Annotated in this window: 14 protein-coding genes and 2 pseudogenes; 2 read left to right on the forward strand and 14 right to left on the reverse strand. The window is 60.0% G+C overall.

The window, feature by feature from the left end:
- Window positions 1-2 precede the first annotated feature (2 nt).
- From GHK62_RS07460 to GHK62_RS07480, 5 genes are read right to left on the reverse strand one after another with little or no spacing between them, the layout of a single operon-like run.
- Complete coding sequence (locus GHK62_RS07460; protein ID WP_153437712.1) at window positions 3-956, reverse strand: glycoside hydrolase family 26 protein; 954 nt, start codon at window positions 954-956, stop codon at window positions 3-5.
- Entirely contained in the window at window positions 953-1,567 is a 615-nt protein-coding gene (locus GHK62_RS07465) for a DUF995 domain-containing protein (RefSeq protein WP_153437714.1), read from the reverse strand. The genes GHK62_RS07460 and GHK62_RS07465 overlap by 4 nt, the downstream gene beginning before the upstream one ends.
- A gap of 9 nt (window positions 1,568-1,576) precedes the next feature.
- Window positions 1,577-3,436 (reverse strand): glycosyltransferase family 2 protein, encoded by a 1,860-nt coding sequence (locus GHK62_RS07470; RefSeq protein WP_153437716.1) that lies wholly within the window; start codon window positions 3,434-3,436, stop codon window positions 1,577-1,579.
- Complete coding sequence (galE, locus tag GHK62_RS07475) at window positions 3,433-4,419, reverse strand: UDP-glucose 4-epimerase GalE (RefSeq protein ID WP_153437718.1); 987 nt, start codon at window positions 4,417-4,419, stop codon at window positions 3,433-3,435. Before galE ends, GHK62_RS07470 begins: the two co-directional genes overlap by 4 nt.
- A complete protein-coding gene (locus GHK62_RS07480; RefSeq protein ID WP_153437720.1) occupies window positions 4,419-5,465 on the reverse strand; it encodes a UDP-glucuronic acid decarboxylase family protein in 1,047 nt (348 codons plus the stop codon). The genes galE and GHK62_RS07480 overlap by 1 nt, the downstream gene beginning before the upstream one ends.
- A gap of 359 nt (window positions 5,466-5,824) precedes the next feature.
- Here GHK62_RS07480 and GHK62_RS07485 point away from each other — a divergent pair, with 359 nt between their 5' ends.
- Window positions 5,825-6,976 (forward strand): AraC family transcriptional regulator, encoded by a 1,152-nt coding sequence (locus GHK62_RS07485; RefSeq protein ID WP_153437722.1) that lies wholly within the window; start codon window positions 5,825-5,827, stop codon window positions 6,974-6,976.
- A gap of 559 nt (window positions 6,977-7,535) precedes the next feature.
- Here the strand turns inward: GHK62_RS07485 and GHK62_RS07490 are convergent.
- The 7 genes and pseudogenes from GHK62_RS07490 to GHK62_RS07520 form a co-directional block, all read right to left on the reverse strand.
- Window positions 7,536-8,405, reverse strand: a pseudogene (locus GHK62_RS07490) (IS30 family transposase); the annotation flags it as partial.
- Between the two features lie 97 nt (window positions 8,406-8,502).
- The gene (locus GHK62_RS07495; protein ID WP_153437724.1) at window positions 8,503-9,813 is read right to left on the reverse strand and encodes an HlyD family type I secretion periplasmic adaptor subunit; all 1,311 of its coding nucleotides are present in this window, start codon (window positions 9,811-9,813) and stop codon (window positions 8,503-8,505) included.
- Window positions 9,810-11,522 carry a type I secretion system permease/ATPase gene (locus GHK62_RS07500; RefSeq protein WP_327791102.1) on the reverse strand — a complete coding sequence of 571 codons (1,713 nt, stop codon included), beginning with the start codon at window positions 11,520-11,522 and terminating at the stop codon, window positions 9,810-9,812. Before GHK62_RS07500 ends, GHK62_RS07495 begins: the two co-directional genes overlap by 4 nt.
- Window positions 11,523-11,532: 10 nt before the next feature.
- Entirely contained in the window at window positions 11,533-16,029 is a 4,497-nt protein-coding gene (locus tag GHK62_RS34140; protein ID WP_153437726.1) for a calcium-binding protein, read from the reverse strand.
- Window positions 16,017-17,714, reverse strand: coding sequence for a hypothetical protein (locus GHK62_RS07510; RefSeq protein WP_153437728.1), 1,698 nt, complete (start codon window positions 17,712-17,714; stop codon window positions 16,017-16,019). Before GHK62_RS07510 ends, GHK62_RS34140 begins: the two co-directional genes overlap by 13 nt.
- Before the next feature lie 449 nt (window positions 17,715-18,163).
- Window positions 18,164-18,643, reverse strand: a complete 480-nt coding sequence (locus GHK62_RS07515; RefSeq protein WP_153437730.1) for a hypothetical protein — start codon at window positions 18,641-18,643, stop codon at window positions 18,164-18,166.
- 36 nt (window positions 18,644-18,679) lie between these two features.
- Complete coding sequence (locus tag GHK62_RS07520; protein ID WP_153437732.1) at window positions 18,680-19,225, reverse strand: recombinase family protein; 546 nt, start codon at window positions 19,223-19,225, stop codon at window positions 18,680-18,682.
- A 167-nt stretch (window positions 19,226-19,392) separates the two neighbouring features.
- Here GHK62_RS07520 and GHK62_RS07525 point away from each other — a divergent pair, with 167 nt between their 5' ends.
- Complete coding sequence (locus GHK62_RS07525) at window positions 19,393-22,359, forward strand: Tn3 family transposase (RefSeq protein ID WP_153437734.1); 2,967 nt, start codon at window positions 19,393-19,395, stop codon at window positions 22,357-22,359.
- A gap of 64 nt (window positions 22,360-22,423) precedes the next feature.
- On the opposite strand, the pseudogene GHK62_RS07530 reads toward GHK62_RS07525, so the two are convergent.
- Window positions 22,424-22,603 (reverse strand): annotated as a pseudogene (locus GHK62_RS07530) (helix-turn-helix domain-containing protein); the annotation flags it as partial.
- Between the two features lie 286 nt (window positions 22,604-22,889).
- Window positions 22,890-24,317 (reverse strand): ISNCY family transposase, encoded by a 1,428-nt coding sequence (locus GHK62_RS07535; RefSeq protein WP_153437736.1) that lies wholly within the window; start codon window positions 24,315-24,317, stop codon window positions 22,890-22,892.
- Window positions 24,318-24,449 lie beyond the last annotated feature (132 nt).

Here is a 24,449-nt window from a genome sequence, read left to right on the forward strand (position 1 = left end):
TGCTAGTTGGTGGTTTCGCGGGCAACCCGCCAGTCGGGCCGCCCATAGCCTCCGGGCCATTCGTAGATTTCGCGGTCGTTGAAGTAGACGACCGCGGTCAGCGCGGGGAATTCGGCATGAGGCGCGGCAACGCTTGCCGCCCAACTCGCCACATAGGAGGCGTCACCTTCGTAGCCGAGCTCCGCAACCATGATCGGCTTGCCGTAGCCTTTCACCCGTTCATATCCGGGCGTCAGCCGTTCCGAAAATGACTGATCGCGGCCAGTCGTGCCTTTGTCGTAGTCCTGATAGCCGAATACCGACAACCCGACGATGTCCACGACGTCGTCGCCGGGATAAAACGCCTCCAGCCCCCGGTTCCCCTTGGGCGACCACATGAATTTCGCGTTCTTCAGGTGTTCGCGGCACACGTTCACCATGCGCCGGTAGGCCGCCTTGAATTCCTCACCCCGCCAGTGCGACCAGGAGAACTGGTTATCCGTTTCGTCCATTTCCTGCCCCCACCTTATGATGACCGGGCTTTTCAGCGTGGCGGCCGTCGAGCAGACCGCGGCCATGTTTTCATCGCGCTCGCCGCTCAGAATGGTGCGCAGAAGCTCGTGGTCCGAGACCCGCCACTCGGGCGACCAGGACCAGGGCTCGATCGTGATCATGAGAGAGCGTCCACGTGCTCGGGCGTAATCGTCGGCAAGGTTCAGCGTTGCCAGATCGACGTCTTCCCAGGGCAAGAAAAGATGCTCGATCTTGGACTGCGACGGCTCGCTGAAGTCGCCGTGGGGGTCGTAGGCGCCGAAGTCTATCGAGTGCTCCGTAAGCACCGGCCGCTTCTGTGAGAGTGTCGCCGTGGTAGCGGAATCCGCATCGGGAATCCCGCGCGGCATAGTGGCCGCCAGGACGGTGCCTGACAGCAACAGGCCGACGAATGAGAGTATGATCGCGTTCGATTTCCTGTTCATTGCATGCCTCCAAGCTCGTTCGCCTCGGTTTGCGGGGGAACGGCATCTGTCTCTGATTTCGGCTGTGTCGTGACGAGTCGTTGAACAAGGGGAAGCTTCGCACCGACCAAATCCTGGTCGACCAGTCTCTTGAACTCGTCGTCGGCCAACGGCTTGGCATGTTTGAAGACGTACCAGTCTCCAGCAGGCTCGCGCTTCTGGTAGATGGTGTTGTCGAGTATCCGGTGGCTGAAGCAGGTCGTGTCCCTCGCGGCCGCTTCCTGGCTGTGCCAGACCGCCTTCAGACAGAGTTGACCGTGATCGTTCAGGGTCCACCGGCCTTCCGCCCATGTCATTCCGGTCTCCGATTGCGCCCAGGCCTTAAAAACGCGGCCTTGGTCCTGCATTCGTCCGGCGCCTTTCTCCCATTTCCACGTTTTGCCGCGGAAGATCATGTAGACTTCCGCCGCGGTCATGAGGCGCGCATTTTCCGGAACGACGTCTTCTGCCGATGCCGGCGATTGGCAGAGAAGAATGGCTACAGTCATGATGCCAAGGGCGAGGCGCCTGACGAGCATCGCCTGGCGGGCAATCCAGCCCTGTTTCCGATCGAGTGCGACTTTTTGTGTCATGGCTTGTCCTCAGCGTGCTCCACCCGGTCCCTGTTCTGCCGTTACGGAAATCCAGCGCGGTCGAAAGACGATCTTTCGCAAGGCGGTGCCGTCCTGGCCGGCGCCGGCCACCGCGTAGCGCTCTTCGAAGAGGCGGAGGTGCCCGGCACCCCATGCGAGCGCCTCAAGCCCATCTTTCCCGTGCTCGGCGGTCGCGATACCGGGCAACGCGACAAGAGCCAGAAGGCTGGCGGCCATTGCCGGACGGCGAAAACGAGAGGTGGCGACGACCGCGTTCTCCTTTGAATGCCGCGCGACGATGACCAGCAGAAGCAGGCAGTAGATCGCTGCATTCAGGATCGCGAAAATATAGAGGCCCTTGGCCGCGGCCGCATCGCTGACGAGGAAAACCGGCAGCACCGAAGTAACTGCGAGGAGCGCATAAGGCGTCAGCACGCGGAGCGGCAGCGGATCGACCTCGGATGCACCTTTCGGAGTGACGCGGAAATCCACGAAGGAGCCCGTAACCCAGTCGCGCATCGCCGCCAGCGTGCCAGCAAGCGCCCAAGGCCAACGCGCGAAGAGGAAGAGCATGCATTCCCAGCTGAGGATCTTCGCGTCATATGGCCGGAACGTGCCACTCGCCCGCCAGCGATAGGCCAGAAGGACGAGGATGATCGAAAGCGGCGTGAAATGCGCGAGAAAATCGGGATAGGTCACAGCGACAAAGGTCTCGCTGCGCGCAAGGGCAATGATCGGCATTGCGAACATAATCGCCATGAAAAGCGCAAAAAGCGGGTACCAGAGCTGCGAGAAGAGGAACTGAAACTTCAGCCGCAGCGGGAGTCGACCAACCAAACGTGGCGAATACTGCAGCAGCAGCATGACCAGGCTACGCGACCACTGGAACTCCTGGGTCACGAGGTCCCCGAAGGTGCGCGGTCCATCACCATGCGCAATCGCATCGAGCGCATGGACACCGCGCCAGCCGGCAGCATTCATCATCAACGTTGTGGAATGGTCTTCCGCCAGTTCCGGACCGAGCCCGCCGATTTCCTCCAGCGCCGCTGTGCGGACCGCATAATGTGATCCTATGCACAGCGGCGCCAGCCCCCCATTGTAGCCAGCCTGAAGCGAGCCGTGCATGCTCGCCTCGGCATGGAGTCTCCCGCGCGCCGCCCAACTTTCGGACCCGTTGCGGTCACAGATGCTCGGTGCGGAGACATAGCCAACCCTGGGGTCGGCAAAGGGGCGCAGCATCTCGAAAAGATAGCCGGGCTCGGGAACATGGTCCGCGTCGAGCTGGGCTACGAGATCATAGCGCTCATAACCGTAATGATCGTAGAAGAAGGCGAGGTTGCCCTCCTTGCAACGTGTGCGTCGCGGCCACGAGGTCCGATGATAATCAGCGCGCCCTTTACGGGTCGAGACGAAGACGCCATACCGGCGGCACCACGCGAGCGTCTCCTCGGAGGGATCCTCGTCCGCGAGCCAGGTGTCGTGCGGAACATCCTGTGCGAGCATCGCCTTCAGTGTTTCCGACACGATCGAGAAGGGTTCTGATGGCGCCTTGGTCACGACCATGGCGACGCGACTTCCGGCCGGCAGCCGCAGGGGTCCATTTGGTTTTGCTGCGCGGTAGAAGACCGCTATGAAATAGGCGGGCAGCAGGGTAACCCACGCGAGGACCGCGGTCACCATGATGCTGCCCAAAGTGTCCACGTGGTGGCGCGGCTCGAGCCACCAGACCCAAAAATAAAAGAGGGCTGCTGCCCAGACGCCGGCGCCGAGGAGGTATTCCGCGCGGCGATAACCTGTGAGCACGGGGACGAGCGACGGCTCGCCGCTCTCCGTTGCCTTTGTTCCGTCATTGGCAGAAAGGCGGGTCATGGTCGCGCCTCCAGTCCGAAGAATGGGGCAGCCGTTCGCACGATCGTCTCAAGGTCGGAATAGCGGGGCAGGAAGCCGAGCGTCTGATGCGCGAGCGTCGCATCCGCATAAAGCGCCGGCGGATCTCCGCAGCGTCGGCGGCGATACACGACCGGGACATCGTGCCCGGTAACCTCGCCGATTGCTCGAAGTACTTCCTTTACGGAAAAACCACGGCCGGTGCCGAGATTGAGCGCAATGTTCGCTCCACCCTTGGCGAGATGCCGATAGGCCAGCACATGAGCCCGCGCCAGATCGGCCACATGGATATAGTCGCGCACACAGGTTCCGTCCGGCGTGTCGTAGTCGTCGCCGAAGATCTCCAGATGCGGAATTTTGCCTGCGGCGGCCATGAGTGCCCGCGGAATGAGGTGCGTTTCCGGGTCGTGCCACTCTCCGAGATCACCCTCCGGATCGGCTCCGCAGGCGTTGAAATAGCGCAGTGCAACAAAGTTCAGTCCGAAAGCGGTGGCGTAGTCGGCGAGCATGTGCTCGGCCATCAGCTTCGTCTTGCCGTAGGGATTGATCGGCGCCTGCCACGTGGCCTCGTCGATCGGCAATACCGCAGGTACACCATAGGTGGCGCAACTCGACGAGAAGATGATCTTGTCGAGGCTCGCCTGCCGGCACGCATCGAGGAGTGACAGCGTTCCGCGGACGTTGTTGTTGTAGTATTTCGCGGGGTCGGCGACGGACTCGCCGACATAGGCGGATGCTGCAAAATGGATGACGGCGGCCGGTTGATACTGTTCAATCACTTCGACCAAGCGGGCCGTGTCCAGGATGTCGCCATGTACGAACGGTCCCCAGCGCACCGCGGAGCGGTTCCCGGTCGACAGGTTGTCATAGACGACGGGCTCGATGCCTTCCAGACGGAGAAGCTTTGCGGTGTGGCTGCCGATGTAGCCGGCGCCACCCGTGACAAGAATGCGTGGCGCGCCCATCAAACCAGCTCCATGACCTTTCGATCGGAGCCGGAGAGGAGGCCATCGAAGTACCCGATTGTGCGCGCGAGACCTTCCGACAGATTGACCGTCGGGCGCCAACCGAGCGCCTCCGTTGCGAGCGAAATGTCCGGACGGCGTTGACGCGGGTCATCGACCGGCAGGGGCCGGCGAACGATTTTAGAGCGTGAGCCGGTCTGGTGGATCACCTGTTCAGCGAGTTCACTGATCGTGAACTCTCCCGGATTGCCGAGATTGACCGGCCCAGTCAGCGCCGACGGCGACGCCATCAGGCGCACGAAGCCGTCGATCAGATCGTCCACGAAACAGAAGGAGCGGGTCTGCGATCCGTCGCCATGGATGGTAATGTCCTCGCCTTTGAGGGCTTGAACGATGAAGTTCGAGACGACGCGGCCATCGTCCGGGCGCATGCGGGGGCCATAGGTGTTGAAGATGCGGACGATCTTGATCTCGACCCCGTGAACTTTGTGGAAGTCGTGGAACAGGGTTTCGGCGCAACGCTTGCCTTCGTCATAGCAGGAGCGCGGGCCGAAAGGATTGACGTTGCCCCAATAGCTTTCCACCTGCGGGTGGACTTGCGGATCGCCGTAGATTTCCGACGTCGATGCCTGGAAGATGCGTGCGCCCCTGCGCGCGGCCAGATCGAGAAGATTAAGCGAGCCGACCACACATGTTCTCATGGTCTGGATCGGATCGGCCTGATAGTGCGGCGGCGATGCAGGGCAGGCAAGATTGTAGATTTCGTCGACCTCGAGATCGATCGGTTCCACGATGTCATGGGCGATGACGCGGAAGGTGTCGAAGCGCTTCAACTGCGCGATATTGCGCCTCAAGCCGGTAGAGAAGTTGTCGACGCAGATGACCTCGTGACCGGCGCCGAGAAGCAGCTCGCAGAGATGTGAACCCAGGAAGCCCGCGCCGCCAGTAACGAGTATCCGTTTCAGATTTTTCGGGCGCCGCGGGAAATCATTCCCTTCGTTTAAACTTGGCAACGTTTTTCTGAAATCATTTCGAAAATAATTCATGGATATTCTCCACAAGACCTGTCGTAAAATTACGACATACTTTCAGACGGAAGGAATAATTAGGTATTGCAAACGATATCGTTCAAGAATTCCCTGCATTGTTCCTTACACTATTTGGAAGCGCCTGTTGCCTACTGATACAATCGCCGTATGGAGAATGTCATTATCACCCAATCCGGATAGTTATCTTGCCGTGCATTTCTACTCAAAACGAGGTATAACTGGCATCCGTTGGGTGCATCCTGGAAGCTCTGCTCCACTTTAGGGCGAGCTCTGGTGGTGGGAGGGGGTGGCCCCATCTCCGGGCATTCGATGGCCTGCGGTTCACGCATGAGAGCAATATTCGCTTGAGGAGTTGGATGAGTAAGGAGTCCGGATCAGGGGATAATCCACCCGAAGTTCCCGCCTGGCCCGCCCATTTGGAGCGGCGCCGGTGGCCCCGCGAACCCACGGATCGGAGGGAGCGCCAGGCCGTCACCCAGCCCGGGCTGGTGCCTTCGCATTTCTCCACGCTCGGATTGCCGCCTGCGGAGCAGTTTGACGCCTGGCGCCAGCACATGGCTCCGCTGATCGATGTTCGTCTGCCAGACGGGATGTTTCCCGATGATGGCTTTCCTGCAGAGCAGGTTGGATGGCACCTCGGCGATTTGCTCTTCGTCCAACAGCGTACGCCGGGATTTAGCTACGAGCGCTCTCGCGCGATGCTGCGCTCAAGCCCCATCGACCACTGGAGCGTCGGACTGTTCCGCAGCGGTCGGGCATGGACCGAGGTCGATCGCCACGTCGCGGAGACAGGGCCGGGAGAGCTCCTTTTCCGGTCCCTTGGCTACCCATATCGCGGGCGGATGACGGAGTCCGTGGCCGTCCTTCTCTTCATGCCCTTTGAATTGCTGGCGGATGATGCAAGCAAACTTGAAGGTGCCAATAATTCCGTCTTGTCAGGCGGTTTGGCGGGTCTGCTCGTCAACTACATCAATGGCATCGAATCAAACCTCAGCACCATCACCGCACCTGAAGTGCCACGTATCGTGCGCACGATGCGCGACATGATCGTCGCTTGCGCTGCATCGGTGACGCGGCCGGATGCAACAGGCTCTCCGGTAAATATCGGAATGATGGAACGGGCGCACCGGTACATTCACCAAAACCTCCATTCGGGGGATTTGACACCGGATGCCATCTGCCGCGCACTGGGCATTTCCCGCACACGCCTCTACCAGCTTTTCGAGCCGAGTGGCGGCGTCCTCAACTACATTCGCCGCCGCCGGCTTCTGCAGGCCCATGCGGCCCTCAGCGACCCGACCAACAAGCGGCCGATCTCCGAAATCGCCGAAGCCGCCGGTTTTGACGTGGCCGCAAATTTCACGCGGGCCTTCAATCACGAATTCGGCGCAAACCCGCGCGACATCCGCAAGATGGCGGCCACCGAACAGCACGTCGCACCACTTGCTCTTTCCGAGCGCCAAGGTGGGGCGACGATCGGCGACTGGCTCAAATCCATTCAAGGCTGAACGGCGATTATCGCACCTGCTGCGGCGAGTTGCAGGGCAGGGGCCTGAGCCCGTGAGGTCAGCCGCAAATCAGCGCCGCGATGCAGCTTGAGGTTGGCAAAGACTTTGATCGCCAGGGAAACTTCGATCTGCGTAATGAATGTTCGGCCGCTGGCGCGCTTCGGCGCGAGTTTTGCCGGCAGATTGACTCCGGGATGAATTGAGAAACTGCCGTCTCGTGGATTCGATAGTCGTGCGACCCGGAGCGGTCTCGCGTGAATGTTCAACCGGTGGCGGACGTAAGGCGGCCGCCTCGACCACGGTCAGGCTACGCCCACGAATCCGCTGGATCAGTTCAAGACGATGCAATTCCTTCTGCGACATGGTGATCAAACAAGATATGACGACTCCGAACACTCATGGCCTCAACCACGCTTCACGTCGCCAGTCTTCCTTCCAAACCTTGACGTTTGACCAGCATCCCGAGAGGCGACGACTGTCGCATCTCTAACTGGCTCATATGTCGCATCTCTAAATTGCCGTGTGAGTTCATGCCGAACTGCGACTTGCGCGTGTGACGCTAACCGACACGCCGCATTTGCGCGAGTAGTTTCTTGCGGAAGACTTCCGCCGGCGTTCGGTAGCCGAGGCACTTCCGCGGTGTCGAGTTGAGCCGATCGCAGATGTCCTTCAGCTCGCCGTCGGTGATAGACAGGGGATCCACCTCTCTCGAAAGCCATTTGCGAACGCGGCCATTTGTGTTCTCGACCGTGCCTTTCTGCCAGGGCGACTGCGGGTCGCAGAACCATGTCTGCGTTCCGATGCCAGCTTGCAGATAGGGCCATTCGCTGAACTCGGTGCCGCGGTCGAAGGTGATGGAGCGTCGAGCCGCGTGGGGCAGGGGTTGGAGCACCTCAATCAGCCCGTCCATGATCGGCTTCGATTGCCGGTCGTTGTTGCGCAGGAAGACCGCAAAGCGGCTGACCCGCTCCACCCGTGTGGTCACGTTGGCCTTGCCGAACTTCTTGCGAAACTGAATGAGATCGCACTCCCAATGGCCGAACTGCTTGCGTTCGGCGACAGTATCAGGGCGGTGAAGGATGTTGAGCTCCGGGCTGAAGCGGCGACCGTGACGCCGGCGGGCATACCGCGGTCTGCGTCTCGCACGACGCTCCGGCAGATGCCGCCACAGCTTGATCGCCTGACCGTCTGCGGAATAGGCGAACTTGTAGATCGTCTCGTAACTGACGCAGATCGGATGGCGCTCCAGCCGCATGCGGCCGGCGATCTGCTGTGGCGACCAGCCATGCATAATCCGCTCGATCACCGATTGGCGCACATGGGAGAACCGCGCGAGTTTGCGCAGCTTGGCTCTGCGCTCACGGGCCATCGCGTTGGCGGTGACGCAATAGTAGGCGTCACGACACGAAAGGGGTGAATCTGTCCGACATTTGCGAACGTAACGAGAACCAGGCGATATCGTCTCGTATAGTTGAAGCCCTCTCGTCCTCAAAGGGTAGTCACAAGACGAAAGACCGAGTCTCGAGCTATTCCTCTCGCATCGCGCGGGCGATCTGATCAGCGAGCGGTTTGACGAGGTAGGAAAGCGCCGTGCGCTCGCCGGTCTGGATGAACGCCTCGACCGGCATGCCAGCGTGCAGGGCGAGGCTGCCGAGCTTCCGGAGCTCCGCCGCGGAAATCCGGATGCGCGCGGTGTACCACGCCTCGCCGGTCTGCGGGTTTGTGCTGAGATTCGCGGCGATCGTCTGGATTTCGCCGACGATTTCCGGCGTCGTGCGCTGATTGAAGGCGGATAAGCGCAAGGTCGCCTTCTGCCCGAGATGCAGTTGGTCGATGTCGGCCGGCTGGATCTTGGCGTCGACGACGAGGCTGTCGTTGACGGGCACGATCTGCATGACGGTTTCGCCGGCGGCAATGACGCCGCCGACCGTGTGCACGGCCAGCTCGTGCACGATGCCGTTTTGCGGCGACAGGATATCGATGCGCTTCAATTGATCCTCGGCGGCGACCCGCTGCTCGGTGAGTTCCGCCAGCTTGTTGTCGACGTCACGCAGTTCCGTCAGCACCTCGGAGCGGCGGTTCTGGTCGAGTTGCAGGATCTGAAGCTCGGTTTCGGTCGTCTGTGTCGCGGTGCGGGCGATCTCGGCCGTCAGTTGCCCTCGCTCACCTGACAATTGCGCCTTCATCCGCTTGAGCTCGGCTAGCCGCGAGAACGGCATCAGCCCCTTCGCGTGCAGGCTGGCGATGCCCTCCAGCTCCTCGTCGATCAGCTTCAATTCGTCGTCCTTGGCGTCGCGGCGGGCCGTCAGTCCGTCGGCTTCCTGCGCCAGTTGATGCACCCGCTGGCTGAGTTGCGCCTTCTGGCCGTCGATCGTGCGCTTGCGGGCGTGGAACAGCGCCCTTTCCGCGGCGACATAGGCGGCGACCTCGGGATCGCCGAGTCTTGCCTGCAGTTCCTTCGACGGCGCCGGTTCCGCCGCCTCGTCGCGCTCGGCGGTCAGCCGCATGGCGCGCGCCTGCAACTGGTCGATCTGCTTGGTGATGACCGCCAGGTTGGCGCGGGTGACGGTATCGTCGAGCCGGATCAGCAATTCGCCGGCCTTCACCTGTTGGCCGTCGCGTACCCGAATCTCGCCGACAATGCCGCCGTCACGGTGCTGGATGCGCTTGACGTTGCCCTCGACGACAACGGTCCCGGCTCCAAGGACGGCGCCTGAGAGATTGCTGGTCGCCGCCCAGCCGCCGACGCCGAAGACCAGCGCCGCGACCGAGACGCCGGCGATCAGCATGTAGCGGGAGATGGCCTTTGCGGCGCGGCTTTCTGCTTTGGTGCTCATGCGGTCTCCGACACGGCGCGGACGGTGGTCTTGCGCAGCACCTCGTCGCGCGGGCCGAAGGCGACGGCTCGGCCCTCGGCCATGACGAGGACCTGATCGACGGCGGCCAGGGCATTCGGCCGGTGAGCGATGACGACGACGATCGCGCCGGTCTTGCGGGCCGCGAGGATGGCATTGGTCAGCGCCGCCTCGCCTTCCGCGTCGAGGCTGGCATTCGGTTCATCGAGCACCAGCAGGAACGGCTTGCCGTAGAGCGCCCGGGCTAGGCCGATGCGCTGGCGCTGGCCGGCCGACAGGATGGCGCCGGCAGCACCGATCCGGGTGTCGTAGCCTTCCGGCATCGACAGGATCAGCTGATGCACGCCGGCTTGCTCGGCCGCTTCGATGATCGCGGCGGGGTCCACATCCTTGGCGAAGCGGCTGATGTTTTCGGCGATCGTGCCGTCGAACAGGTCGACGCCTTGCGGTAGGTAGCCGATCGAAGGCCCAAGCGATTCTGGCTCCCATTGGCCGAGCTCGGCCCCGTCGAGGCGGATCGTGCCGCGGGCGGGCGGCCAGACACCGACCAAGGCACGGGCCAGGGTCGACTTTCCGGAGCCGCTCGGGCCGATAATGCCGACGCCCTGGCCCGCGGCGAGCTTGAAGGAGACATCGCGAACAATGGCTGCATTGCTGCCGGGCGCGGCGACGACGAGCCCGGCCGCGTCCAAGGTTTGCCGCGGCGCCGGCAGAGGCATCGGCTGGCGGTCCTCGGAGAACTTGTCGAGCACGCTCTCGAGGCGGCGGCGCGCCTGCCGCGCGTTGACGAACCCGCGCCATTGCGCGACCGCCTGCTCGATCGGCGCGAGCGCCCGCGAGGTCAGGATCGACGAGGCGATCATCGCCCCCGGCGACGCCAGTTGGTAGATCGCCAGCCACGCCCCGAGCGCGAGCACCGCCGACTGCAACGCCAAGCGGAAGATCTTCGACGCGGCCGCGAAGCCGCTGCTGGCGTCGCTGGTGCGTCTCTGTACGTCGACATAGCCGGCGTTCATCTCATGCCAGCGCGCGGCATAGGCGCCGCTCATCCCCATCGCATGCAGCGCCTCGGCATTCCTTCGGCCGGCCTCGATGAACTCGCTGCGGTTTCCTCCGAGCTGGGCGAGACGCTGCATCGGCTGCCGCAGCGTCACCTCGCTGACGAGCGTCAAGGCAAGCAGGATGACGGCGCCAGCGACAGTGATCCAGCCGAGAAAAGAATGGAAAAGGAACAGGATGGCGAGGTAGACCGGCAGCCACGGCATGTCGCAGATGGCGACCGGGCCTTGCCCGCTCATGAACTGGCGCACCTGGTCGAGATCGCGGAGCGGCTGCGCGATCGCCTCCTTCTTCGACATCCGGAGCGGCAGCTTCAAAACGGTGTCGAAGGTCGGGCCGCCCAGCTCCTCCTCCAGCCGATGGCCGATCTGGGTGAGGATGCGCGAGCGGATGACTTCCAGCAGTCCGAGAAACAGATAGAGGGCGATCGCCAGGATCGACAGTGCCACCAGCGTCGGCACGCTGCGGCTGGCGAGCACCCGGTCATAGACCTGCATCATGAACAGCGGTCCGGTCAGCATCAAAAGATTGGTGACGGCGCTGAGCGCCGCCACCCCGATAAATGCCTTGCGGGTTTGGCGAAGAGCGGCGGCGACCAGCGATCGCCGCCCGTCCGTCATCAGTGCCGTCACGCGTCAGCCCTCAAGCAACGAAGCGGACATCGTCGGCATGCAGGTTCGCCAAGGTGACGTTCTTCAACGTAATCGTATTGGCCGCGTCGAAGGTGATCACAGTGTCGGAGCCCGCCTGCGCTGCCGCGGCAAGGACGGATTCGAAGTTGGCGAAGAGCGTGTTTTGGAACTCAAGAACGTCGCCCGCCCCCGAGCCAGCTTTGAAGTCGGTTATCGTGTCGAGACCAAAGCCCGGCCGGAAGACGAAGGCATCGTTACCGGCCCCGCCGGTCAGTGTGTCGTCGCCCAGGCCTCCTGCGATCGTGTCGGCGGCGTTGAACCCAACGATCGTATCGTTTCCGGACGTCGAAGCCTGTGAAAGCAGCAGCCCTCGCATGTCCGCCCGCGTCCAGGTGGTGCCGCCGGCAAAGACGATCTTGTCGAGGCCCTGATCGTAGAAGTCGTCGAGGGCTTCCTTGATGAGGATGGAGCCTGCATCTCCGACGCCCGCCGCACTCTCGGCGATGGCGAGGGTGACGTGGTTTCCGTTGCGGACCAGCGTCACGTCGGCGGGGTTGATATCGACGAGGATGAGCTGGTCGGCATTGCCGCTGTTGGTCCCCTCGGTGATGGTGTCGTTGCCGTCGCCGCGGCTGTAATAGTAGGTGTCGTTGCCACGACCACCGTCGAGGGTATCATTCCCTTTCCCGCCCCCAAATTTGCCCGACGCATCTGTGCCTATAAGCGTATCATCTCCATCCGTCGCCGAGTCGTAGATCGACCATTGACGCAGGAAGGCAGTGTCCCATTTCGTCCCATCATCGAAGACAATCTCCTCGATGCCATACTGATCGAAATGCCGGTACGAGGCTGTCGCAGCAACCAGCCGCAACGTCCCGCCTTCACCGCCCCCGACAGTAATCAGTAAATCGTTGCCGGCGCGAGCGAGCGAGACTTCCGATGGCACAATACCTTTCAGCCGCAGGCTGTCGGTCCCTTGGCCATCAACCTCTAAAATCCCGTCATTGCCGTCACCGCGGGTGAACACATAGGTATCGTTTCCTGCTCCGCCTTCCAGCCGGTCGGCGCCATGGCCACCTTCCAAGATGTCGTTGCCAAGATAGCCCAACAGAGTGTCATCGCCGAGGCCGCCGGAGAGCGTATCGTTGCCAGACCGGCCATCGAGAACGTCGTCGCCTGCATTGCCAGAAAGCGTGTTTGCCGCATCATTGCCGAAGAGGCGGTCATCGAACTTGGTACCAATCACGTTTTCGACGCCGATGAGGGTGGCAATTAGCCTGTCGCTGCTGGTAGAAGCTGAGAACGTATCCGACGTCCTGACCTCACCCTGGTTGAGCACGAGATCTACAAAGACCGAAGTAGAGAGATCTTGGAAGGTAACAGTGTCGTTTCCTTCGCCACCATCAAGCTGATCAATGTCACCGAGCATGGAGATGCTGACAGCCAAGGTATCGTTCCCGCCGTCGCCAAAGATGATGTCGCTACCGCCGCGGCCATCTATGTAATCCGCTCCCAAATTACCACTAAGGCGCTGATCGTATTTCGATCCGATGATCTGATCAGCGCCGCTGGTCCCACCATAGAAGGCGGACCCTTCTTTTGCCCAATACAGAATGTCTGCTCGCGACCAAATATTCCCATCACCGAAGATGATTTTGTCGATTCCATATCCGTCTGTGAGCGACTGCAGATCCGTGACGAACTCTCCGCTGGTCGTGAAACGGATGACTATGCCGCCTGATTCTGACAAAAGGCGCACATCCTCTGGATTGATATTATTCAGTACTAAAGTGTCGATCTCCGTACTGGAAGAACTGCGATCGTGAATGATGTCGTTGCCATCGCCGAGATTGTAAATATCTGTGTCACTACCATTGTTCGATGTTGCTGCGGAGACAAGCGTGTCGTCACCGAGCCCACCAACGAACGTATTGTCGCCCCTATCGGACGTTTCGATGTAGTCCCGGCCAAGCGAACCGCGGAACCAAGACTCGGAGTGCATCCTGATCCGGTCCCATCTCTCGCCATCTGCGAAAACAATCTCATCGACACCAAATGCGTTACTTGTGCTTGCGAAAACTCCAGCTGCGGTGATGACATGCCCGGTCAACAGGTCTCTGATGAACATGTCGCCGCCCAAGCGGGATAGCTGGACATTTGACGAATTCAGGTCAGTAAGGCGCAGACGATCCACCTCGTGAGCGTAGAGTCCGCCGTCTTCGATCCTGTCATTGCCATCGCCGCTGGCATAAACGAACGTGTCACTGCCGTTCTCGGTCGTGCCAAATATGCCCGAGATGATGATATCGTCACCGCGACCGCCGCTGAATGTATTGTTGACGACCGATCTGGTTGTGATTACGTCTCGGCCATCCGTGCCCCGAAACCACGCCTTTTCCCAGATGGTATCGCGACCCCAAACCGAGCCGTCTGCAAATTCGATTCGGTCTAATCCGACGGAGGCAGAAAGTGTGTTCGAGACACCGAAGAAGCCAGCGTTATAGATACTTTCGCCGGTGCTGGTGACCCGAATGAGGAGATCGCTGCCGACACGAGACAGAACGATATCATCCGCATTTAGATCTACGAATCTCAGAGTGTCCGTCTCAACGGTGGAAGATGATCCTTCAACGATGATGTCGTTTCCGTCTCCTCGAGCGTAAACGAACACATCGTTTCCGCTGTCGAGGACCGAGCCGGACACGATCAGATCATCACCTCGACCTCCGATGAAGGTGTCGTTTCCATCTCCACTTTCCACAAGCTTGTCGGCACCATCACCGCCAGAGAGGAGATCACTGCCCTCGCCACCGCTCAGAGAGTCGTCACCACCGCCTCCATAAAGCCGGTCGTCCCCGTAGCCACCATCAAGACTGTCATATCCTGAGCCAGAGTTGCCGGATTCAGACTCCCCATCGCCATAGATCGTGTCGCTGCCTTCGCCGCCAATGAGAGCGTCGTGGCCACCGCCACCGATCAATACATCATTGCCTTTTCCGCCATCGAAGAGGTTGTGGCCGTCATTTGAGGCACTGCTAACTACGTAACCGGCGGGATCTGCGCTGCCCCATCCCCCATCGCCAATGCGATCGTTGAACTCTGTTCCGTATGCGATGTCGTGATCACCAAACAGATAGGTGAATTGTTCTGCGCCGTAGAATATGTTGCCCTGATGCCCAAGTTCGTCAGTAAAATAGCGGTATAGGGCGGCGCCACTGTATATCAGCGTGCTGACATCCAGATCGAATCCGGGGTTGATGATCGCCTTCATGAACCTGTCGCGACCCCAAAGACTCCCGTCCGAAAACTCGATCTGCTCCAGGCCAAATCGAGTTGCGTCCCAGTCCTCCTGAATGTTGTCGATGCCGTAGAACTGGTTGGACACCTCGATCGCTTCGCCGGTTGCCTTCACACGAATGACCAGCGACGTCCCGCGACGGAAGAATTCAACATCACCGCTTCGGAGATCCTGAAGCAGCAAGCGATCACTCTTTTGCGTTTCGGTTGCTTGACCTTCGACGATCGTGTCGCTGCCATCCCCGATCTTCCAGACATAGGTGTCCGAACCCATGCCGCCTTCGAGCGTATCGTTTCCAGCACCGCCAAACAGAATGTTATCTGTTGAGTCTCCACTGAGGGAGTTGGCACCGCTGTCACCCCGAATCCAGGCGTGAGAAGTAATTGTCGCTTTATCCCACGCTACCCCGTTCTCGAACTTGATCTGATCGATACCCCAGCGACCGATCGTCCCAGTCGCAGAATCCGTTCGGAAGAAATTCGTGCTGGTGATCTGTTCGCCTGAAGATTTTACCAAGATGAAGAGGTCGCTACCAACCCGAGAAAGCTCGATGTCTTCCGGTCTCAATCCGAGGAGCTTAAGGACGTCGGTTTCTGTCTTGAGGCCGCTGGTGTCGGTGATCACGTCGTAGCCGTCGCCTACGGCGTAAATGACTGTGTCACTGCCGCCACTTATCGTGATCTGGTCGTCGCCGCCGTCGCCACGCAACATATCGTCGGACGCTGTATCGGTGAGCGCATTCGCGTTGTCGTTGCCCAGCATCATGGAGAGGCGTGCAATCTGTTCGCGTGAGAGCTCCGAGCCGTCGGCCAGACGAATTTTGTCAATGCCGCGGTTTTCGTGGCCCCAGCTTCGAAAGAAATCTTCCGAAACGATGGTTTCATTCGTGCTTGCAATTCTGATGCGCAGCGTATCGCCGATGCGTTCGAAAGTCAGATCGGTCAGATTAAGATCAGTAAGAACAAGAATGTCCTGCTCATCCACCGACTTCGATATATCGCGAATGACGTCGGAGCCATCACCCTTCCGATATATGAAGAGGTCACTTCCGGCGCCTGAAACAAGCACGTCGTCGCCGTGGCCGCCGTCGAAGAGGTTATCCCCCTCGAGTTGGAACAGACCATCATCGTCTGTAGAGCCAAATGCTGCTCCACCCTTCAGAATCGACGTGGCCATCTGTTGGAGAACGGCGTCCGTTACCTGGGCCATCGACGATTCAACGGCATGCCTTCGAGGCCACCGAGAGCACGCACGAGAAATTCGGCTGCAGCGCCTTCCTCTGTTGGGAGCATCCGGGTAATCAGATCTACGACCTGCGGCACATTTCTATCGGCCGGGGTCGCGGTCTCGCCAGGCTCGCTGAAGTCGAGGATCGCATAGGCGAAATAGGGGCTTGAGACCACGGCGTCCAGTTCGCCACCACGCACGATGACGCTACGACCGACCTGGCTGAGGAACGCCGTCAATAGCACGTCGACTATTTCCTCAAAGCTTGCCTCGATTGCTGCTCCGGCAGTGTCCCTGGATGGGGACGTGCTGGAGTGTTGCCCGCGCTGGACTTCGTTATAGACCGTGCCGAAGAATTTTTCGACGAAGGCCAGATGCTGAGCGTTAACGTATTCGCCACGCGAGTTTTCATCGAGGCTATCGACGCTCGCCCACCTTAGCAGCAGACTTGTGAAGCTAGATCGCAATTCTACGGGTGTCAGCGCCGCCGCCTGATCGGTCAATGCGGTCCAGTCTTCTCGGAACTGGGCGTCTTCGGTCGCCTTCCAGGCGATCGAGTTGATTTGTCCGGAACCCGGAAGCTGAGGAAGCATTGCCACGCCATCGGCGACGACAAAGTCGGGTGTGTGGTCCCCGCGCGTATCCTGACGGTCGGTCTCAAAGTAAATCGTCTGCGCCGTGCCGGTGGTGCCATCGGTTCGCGTGAACTCTGCCTCAAAACCGATGTCATGGCCGTTGTTGGTGCCGGTCACATCGGTGCGCACAAGCGAAATCGACGTAATTCCGGCTTCCTCCAGCGTTATCAACTCGCCTTCGTCGGAAACACCGTCCTGATCCAAATCGCGCCACACGCGCAGTTGCGCGAAAGCGTCGTCCTCGGCGTCGATCTTGCCGTCGCGGTTGCTGTCCAAGGTTTCCAGCACCGCGAAGCCGTCTTGCGACGGCGATCCGAAGAGCTCGCCAGCGTCATCGACCGAGCCGTTGCTGTTGGCATCAATCACCAGGATGCCGTCATCGGCAGAGACCCAGCCGGTCTTCTCGGCAAAGCCGTCGCGGTCATAATCGAAGTGGACGCTGGAATCGACCAGCGACGACAGCTCGACACCATCGCCATCGAGGTCGAGGATGAGCGGATCGCGGAGGAATTGGAGAAGGGGAGATACGAGCTGATCGAAGATCGCGTCCGAAAGCGGGGCAACGAGCTCTTCATTGTATGCGTATAGAAATCCCGCGATCAAGCCAACCATCATCGCCATACCGATCGGCGAACCGAGGAACAGGCCCAATTGCCAAACAATTCCCAATTGCAAGAATTCCGCCGATATGGCGCCGATAAAACCTGCAACCTCAAATAGGGTTACGCCCGCCAAAGTACCGACACCGATGTCAGTACCTATCTTTGCTGCCGACTCGAGAGAAATTCCCTCCAGATACGCAGAGGAGCCTGTTTCCAAAGCCAATCCGACATTTTCCAGGACCTCGCCGTAAGCTTCAGCACGAGGGTTCCCGGCGGCACTCAGCGCACCTCCCAAAGATTGTAGAGCTTTTCCGAGCGTGTTTGCGCCGTCACCCAGGGCAAAATCACCCAAATTTCGTAGCTCTTCGGTGATTCCATCATACAGAAGCTCAATTTGTGACGGTGCAAAAACTTCAGAGTATGATGCCATCGGGGTCAAACCTCTCTATATTATCAGCTAATTACACAAGGAAAGATCCCAGATTATTCGCCCCTTTTACTGCGAAACTCCCTTATCTTTCTTGGTGGATTCACAATGACAACCAACGATACGAATATAATCGCGGGGATGTAAACCGGAAGTCTTGTGACCTGACTTACAAGTGCGGCGGCAATCAGTGCTATGCCGACGTAGATCCCTATGGAAAGGCGATTGGATATAATGCCCCACAACATTTCACAAAAGTGATGCTTCCACCTTATGTCCGACAGGGCCATCTTCTTTCTCCCGGAAATCTATATTCCGTCGTTTCTATTTACAACTTATACGGTCGGTCAATTATATGCAGACGTGACTTTCAGAGAGCCGTGCGAGCGCATTTTCCATCTGAAATTGCCAGTGACGGTCGTGTGTTTCGCAATTGCGATCAAAAAACACTCTTACCGTTTGCGCGCTCTTGAAAGACGACGTCGAATGCAGGACTGCGCTTGGATTCGAGCCGGCGAATTCACTCCAATCAAGGTGAGATCTCCCACGTGCTGCGGCATCGCCGCCAGCAAAAATCCTCCCACAGCAGTGCAATTGCCCGAACTGCCCGCCGCGCTGCATTGCTCATCGGTCGCTGTCACAACTATTGCGATAGAGTGATTGTTTAGTGAGAAGCCACCGCACTTCGCAAGCGAAAAGTGAATCGGCGGCAAATTTCTCTCGCAATTTGGATTGAACGCTTCGGCCGCGTGATCTCCAATGGGTTGGCAGCGAGCCCAGAATGTGTGGTTATTGAAGGTCGCCAGCCACGCCCGATTGACGCCGTGCGAGCTGCGCACCTCGGCGGTCGCAAGGCTCGACTGGTCGATATTGGACGCGTCAGGCGCGATGTAACTCACCGACATGACCTGTCGCTTCGACAATGCCTTCATTCTCCCCACTTAGAACGATTGTGTACGTTCCAGTTGTTAGCGCAGCGCCGCATATAAGGCAGTCTTTCCGATCCTGAGGCGTGCCGCCGCCTCCCTCACTGTCAGGCCTTGATCGATGAGAACTTTAGCCCGGGCGAGCTTGTCCGGCGTGACGACCGGCTTGCGGCCGGCCTTTCGACCACGTGCAGCCGCCGCCTTGAGTCCAGCTGCCGTTCGTTCGCGGATAACATCGCGCTCGAATTCGGCGAGCGCGCCGAAGATCGCAAAAACGAGCTTGCCGCCGGATGTCGTGGTGTCAATGTTCTCGGTCAGCGACCGCAGTCCAATGCCGCGCGCCTGCAGGCTGGTGACGGTTTCAATGAGATGCGGCAGGGAGCGCCCGAGCCGGTCGAATTTCCATACCACGAGCACGTCACCGTCGCGGAGGTAACCAAGAGCCTCAATTAAACCGGGCCGTTCGGCCTTGGCGCCGGAAGCGATGTCTTCGAAAATCTTGGTGCACCCGGCCTTGGCCAGGGCGTCGCGCTGCAGGGTCATGTCTTGGGCGTCGGTCGAGACGCGCGCATAGCCAATGGCGGGCATGGAGAGGGTCGTGTCCGTTTATCCGTCCGGCAATCTTTCCGTCCGTTTTTCCATTGTCAAGGCACGTTTGCGGACATTTCCTGTGGATGCCGGCAAATCTCCGTTTGGCGGACAGGTCAAATTCGGTTCCGCTGTAGCCCGGCGCGATGAAACAGCAGGGTGGGCGAATGGCTAGACGAACCCTTTTGAGTGAAGCGTGGTGGAACCAGGCGACAGCCATCCCGGACGACGAGAGAGACATCGTCAAGCACTACACGCTCGAACGCGCGGATCTCGACCTGATCATGCGGCAGAATAGGGCACCGAACCGACTGGGGCTTGCTTGCGTTCTGGCGATGCTTCGCTACCCCGGCCGGCCGCTGGCGGACCGTGAAGTCCTGCCGGAGGGCGTCCTGCGGTATTTGGCCCGGCAGATCGGCGTCGATCATCGTGAGATTCATAAGTATTTCGAGCGGCCGCAGACGCGACGCGAACATCTGGCCTTGGTTTTCGAGAGAACAAAGACGCGCCCGTTTGCATCCTCCGACGTGCGAGCGCTCACAGGCTGGCTGACGCCGGCGGCGCAAACCTTGCGTCGCGCCGACGCTCTCGCGGAAATGGTGGTGGAGGAACTTCGTCGCCGACGTATCCTCCTGCCAGCCCGCGCGGCGTTGGAAACCATCATCCATGTCGCAATTCGGCGTGGCTTGCGCATCGCCCATCGAGCGCTCGCCGGCGGCCTTTCGGAGAGCCAGAAGCTCGATCTCGACCGGCTTCTCGACATGCGTGCGGGCACGACCGTGACCACTCTGGCATGGATCCGGGCGCCGGCACTGTCGCCGAACGCCGCCAATCTCGACAGGATCGCCGAGCAGGTGCAATTTCTCCGATCGCTGGCCCTGCCGGCGAACCTGGCAGAGCGCATTCCGGCCAAGCTTTTCGAGGAGCTTGCCTCGGAGGGGATGCGGATGAGCGCACAGCATCTGCGTGACCTCAATCCGGAACGCCGGTACGCCGTGCTGGCCGCGACAATCCTGCACCTGTCACGCAATCTGACCGATTGTGCAATCGACATGTTCAAGAAACTGATCGGCGCATTGACGCGGCGCGCCGACAATCAGGCGGCCAAGAGGGTTACCCGTTCCGTCCGGGAGCTTCAGAAACCACTGAAGGACGTCTCCCAGGTTTGCCACGCGATCATTAAAGCCAGAGAAGCGGGCGAGGACGTCGGCTTGGCGCTCGAGCGTGTCATTCGTTGGCCGGAATTCGTCACCAGCGTCGAGGCCGTCGACACGCTGATCGCCCCGGACATGATTGATGGCAAGGCCGAGTTGCTCCAGCGCTATCCGACCATCCGCAAAATGGCACCGGAATTCCTGTCGACCTTCGTGTTCCGCGGCCATGCCGTCGCGGCGAACCTCCTACGCGCCCTTTCGGTGACCGCCGATCTTTATCGCTCCAGTAAACGCAACATACCGGACAAGGCCCCCATATCCTTCGCCCCGAAGGCTTGGATGCCGCTGATCCTTGAGGACGGCAAGATCAACCGCAGGGCCTACGAATTCTGCCTCTTCAGCGAGTTGAAGCGCAGGCTCGATGCCGGCGATGTCTGGGTCGAGGGATCGAAGCGCTTCCAGTCATTCGAAAGCTTCCTCATCCCTACGCCGACATTCGAGCTGATGCGCGAGGAAGGACCGCTCCCGATCGCCGTCGAAACCGACGTCGAAGCCTATCTGCAACAGCAGCGCATGATCTTGAACGAGGGGCTGCGCGACCTTTCCCGCCTGGCGGAAGCGGGCGAACTTGACGATGTCGAATTGACCGAGGCCGGTTTCAACATCACGCCGCACAGAGCCACCTTCCCGGACATCGCCAAATCGCTGAAGCCGAAAGTGGAAGCCCGATTGCCTGCCATCCGGATTACCGACCTGATCCTCGAGGTCGATGCGCGGACGGGCTTTTCGAACGCTTTCACGCATCTGCGCACCGGCCGAACCGCCGACAACAGGCTTGCACTGCTCACCGCGGTTCTGGCCGATGGCATCAATCTTGGTCTGACCAGAATGGCCGACGTCTCCCCCGGCCTGACGATGCGGCAGCTTGCCTGGGCCCACGACTGGCATATCCGCGAGGAGGGTTACTCTGCCGCCCAAGCCATTCTGATCAACGCCCAGAGGCAGTTGCCGCTTTCGAAAATGTGGGGGGATGGAACGACGTCGTCCTCGGACGGGCAGTATTTCCAGGCCGGCGGCTACGGCGAGGCGCTCGGTGATCTCAATGCCCGCTACGGCCCCAATCCCGGTGCCAAATTCTACCGGTTCACCTCCGACCAATATGGCGCTTTCTACATCATCGTCATGAACGCCAATGCGAGCGAGGCCATCCATGTCCTCGACGGTCTCCTTTATCATGGCAGCGATCTCGCCATCGAAACCCACTACGTCGACACCGGCGGGGTCAGCGACATGAGCTTTGCGCTCTGCCATCTCCTCGGTTTCCAGCTCGTCCCGCGGCTGCGCGGTCTCAAGGATCGTAGGCTCTATCTTTTCCCCGGCGACGCAGCGCCAGAAAACCTCGAACCTCTTGTCGGCGAGCCCATCAACGTCGAGCGAATCAAAGCGAACTGGAACGATATCCTTCGTCTCGTAACGACGATCCGTTCCGGACAGGTCCGGCCCTCAACCCTGTTGGCGAAGCTCTCCGCTTTCCCGCGACAAAACGGACTGGCGTTAGCGTTGCGCGACATCGGCCGCATCAACCGTTCGATCTTCCTGCCGCAATGGTGGCGGAACCCCGACATGCGCCGGAACGCCACCATCGGGCTCAACAAGAGCGAAGCCCAGAACACCCTGCCGCGCGCGCTCTTCTTCAACCGTCTAGGCGAGTTGCGGGACCGGACCTTCGAGAGTCAACTCTATCGGGCATCCGGGCTGAACCTGCTGATGAATGCGATCGTCTACTGGAACGCGCTCTACCTGGAACAGGCATTCGCCGATCTCAACCGTGACGGAATCGCCACCCCGCCGGATGTGATCAAACACATTGCTCCCCTCGGATGGCAGCACATCAGCCTCACCGGCGATTACATCTGGACCCCGACCGAAGGCCTCGAACTCCGACCCCTGGGGCGAGAAACGTCCATCCTCACCGCATGATCGCATGATCACTTTATGTTCTCAAATGTCGGACAGATTCACTACTTTCGTGTCGTGACGCCTAGTAGCCGCTCAGATCCGGCATCTGCGGATCCTCAAAAGCATTGCGTCTGAGCTCGCGGAAAATCGTCGAACGATGCCGTCCGAGTTTCTCGGCGATGACGGTAGCGCTCAGGCCGGCCGATCGCCAGCGAGCGATCCTGCGACGTTCATCCATATCGATCTGGGAGTAGGTGCGTCTCATGAACCATTCCTTGCGAGTGATAACCCATTGGCATCTATCGCAAGTCGCACTTCATCCTTGAACCCACCCCGCTACACCAAATGTCACAGCTATTTAAAGATGAGACAAAGTAGTCAAATTAGAAACGCGACGTCATCCTACTCCTTATTACTTCGTTTGCAAGTTGCTATATTTACAAAGTACGCAGACGATAGCCGCCGGCCGGGTGGAGCTGGTCAGGGTTGCGCAGCCCGGTCGGCGGCGGATGGCTCCAGCGGCAAGATAAACTTTAGCTTTGACACCCCGATCACTCCGCCGCCTTCAGCTGCGCAAGGGCTTGCTGGCGCTTGGCGATGACCACCGGATCCTTGGTAAAATCCGTCCTCCGGCCAGGCTTGGTGCCGCGCTTTTGGTAGCCATTGCTTTGGCTGCCGTCGCGTATGCCGAACATGTGGTCCGTCTGGCCGGTGCGGCGCGGCCCGCCCTTGCTGCGCTGTTGCTCTCGTCCGGCCTGCATCTCGGCGACCACGGCCAGCATGTCATCAAGGCGCTTGTTCTCGACCACCTCGGAGCGGTGCACCGACCGTAAGGTGTCGAAGGCTCTGTAGGGCAGGGACGTCCCCTCATGGGTGATCTCGAGGCGGCCGTCGGGATAGTCGCAGACAATGAGCTTCTTGCCGGCGAGCGCCGTGGCGAGGTCGGTCGGATCGAGGATGAACATCACCTTGTCATAGCGCAGCGTCAGCGACTGCGACAGCTTGCGGACCTCCTTGCGGCACATGGCGCCATCGAGGTTCTCATGCGCGGCAAACGGCCGATGCATGTCCTTCGGATTGCGCGGCGCCTTGCCAAAGCGGCGATTGAAGTCGGCCATGAACTCCGGCGCATAGGCATTGGCCGCCGCGATCGAGTCGATGCCGCGCAGCCGCAGTTCCTTGACCAGCCGATCCTGCAGCGTCTGGTTGGCGCGCTCGACGCGCCCCTTGGCCTGCGGGGTATTGGCGCAGATGATGTCGATGTTGAGCTCATAAAGGGCCCGGCCGAACTGCGTCAGGCCACTGGTTCTGTCCTTCTTGGAAGCATGGGTGGTGCGGAAGATGCCATGCTTGTCGCTGTAGAAGGCGATCGGCTTGCCCCATTGCTGCAGATAGGCCTTCGTCGCGTGCAGATAGTCGAAGGTGTTCTCCGATCCGGCGAAGCGCAGATGCAAGAGCTTGCCGGTGGCATCGTCGATATAGACGAGCAGGGCGCATTTGGGTCCGCGGTTCTCGAACCACCAATGAAGCGAGCCGTCGATCTGAACGAGTTCGCCGAAACAATCGCGCCGGCCGCGCGGCTGGAAAACCCGCTTCTTGCGCTCGCGTCGCGACACCCAGATGCCGGCTTCCATCATCCACTGACGCAGCGTCTCCTTGCTGACGGCAATCCGGTGGCGTTCGAGCAGCTTCTCGGCGGCCAACGTCGGTCCAAAATCCAGGTAATGCTCACGCACCAGGTCGAGCACCAGGTTGCGGAAGTCCTCGCTGTAACGCCGGTTGCTCGGACGGCCGCGCTTCTTCGAGACGAGACCGTCGGCGCCGGCCTGGTCATAGGCCTGCAACAGCCGGTGGACCTGACTGCGGCTAAGACGAAGCAACGCGGCCGCCTCGACGACGGTCAGGCTGCGCCCGCGAATCCGCTGGATCAGTTCAAGACGATGCAATTCCTTCTGCGACATGGTGATCAAACAAGACATGACGACTCCGAACGCTCATGGTCTCAACCACGCTTCACCTCGCCAGTCTTCCTTCCAAACGTTGACGTTTGACCAGCATCCCAAGAGGCGACGACTGTCGCATCTCTAACTGGCTCATATGTCGCATCTCTA

It is taken from the genome of Sinorhizobium terangae (genome assembly GCF_009601505.1).
Classification (GTDB): domain Bacteria; phylum Pseudomonadota; class Alphaproteobacteria; order Rhizobiales; family Rhizobiaceae; genus Sinorhizobium; species Sinorhizobium terangae.

Excerpts from the sequence above, each read along its gene's own strand:
- GHK62_RS07535 (WP_153437736.1), bottom strand. The coding sequence starts at position 24,317 with ATGTCTTGTTTGATCACCATGTCGCAGAAGGAATTGCATCGTCTTGAA.
- galE (WP_153437718.1), bottom strand. The coding sequence starts at position 4,419 with ATGGGCGCGCCACGCATTCTTGTCACGGGTGGCGCCGGCTACATCGGC.
- GHK62_RS07465 (WP_153437714.1), bottom strand. The coding sequence starts at position 1,567 with ATGACACAAAAAGTCGCACTCGATCGGAAACAGGGCTGGATTGCCCGC.
- GHK62_RS07480 (WP_153437720.1), bottom strand. The coding sequence starts at position 5,465 with ATGAATTATTTTCGAAATGATTTCAGAAAAACGTTGCCAAGTTTAAAC.
- GHK62_RS07470 (WP_153437716.1), bottom strand. The coding sequence starts at position 3,436 with ATGACCCGCCTTTCTGCCAATGACGGAACAAAGGCAACGGAGAGCGGC.
- GHK62_RS07495 (WP_153437724.1), bottom strand. The coding sequence starts at position 9,813 with ATGAGCACCAAAGCAGAAAGCCGCGCCGCAAAGGCCATCTCCCGCTAC.
- GHK62_RS07515 (WP_153437730.1), bottom strand. The coding sequence starts at position 18,643 with ATGAAGGCATTGTCGAAGCGACAGGTCATGTCGGTGAGTTACATCGCG.
- GHK62_RS07460 (WP_153437712.1), bottom strand. The coding sequence starts at position 956 with ATGAACAGGAAATCGAACGCGATCATACTCTCATTCGTCGGCCTGTTG.
- GHK62_RS07525 (WP_153437734.1), top strand. The coding sequence starts at position 19,393 with ATGGCTAGACGAACCCTTTTGAGTGAAGCGTGGTGGAACCAGGCGACA.
- GHK62_RS07510 (WP_153437728.1), bottom strand. The coding sequence starts at position 17,714 with ATGGCATCATACTCTGAAGTTTTTGCACCGTCACAAATTGAGCTTCTG.
- GHK62_RS34140 (WP_153437726.1), bottom strand. The coding sequence starts at position 16,029 with ATGGCCCAGGTAACGGACGCCGTTCTCCAACAGATGGCCACGTCGATT.
- GHK62_RS07520 (WP_153437732.1), bottom strand. The coding sequence starts at position 19,225 with ATGCCCGCCATTGGCTATGCGCGCGTCTCGACCGACGCCCAAGACATG.
- GHK62_RS07485 (WP_153437722.1), top strand. The coding sequence starts at position 5,825 with ATGAGTAAGGAGTCCGGATCAGGGGATAATCCACCCGAAGTTCCCGCC.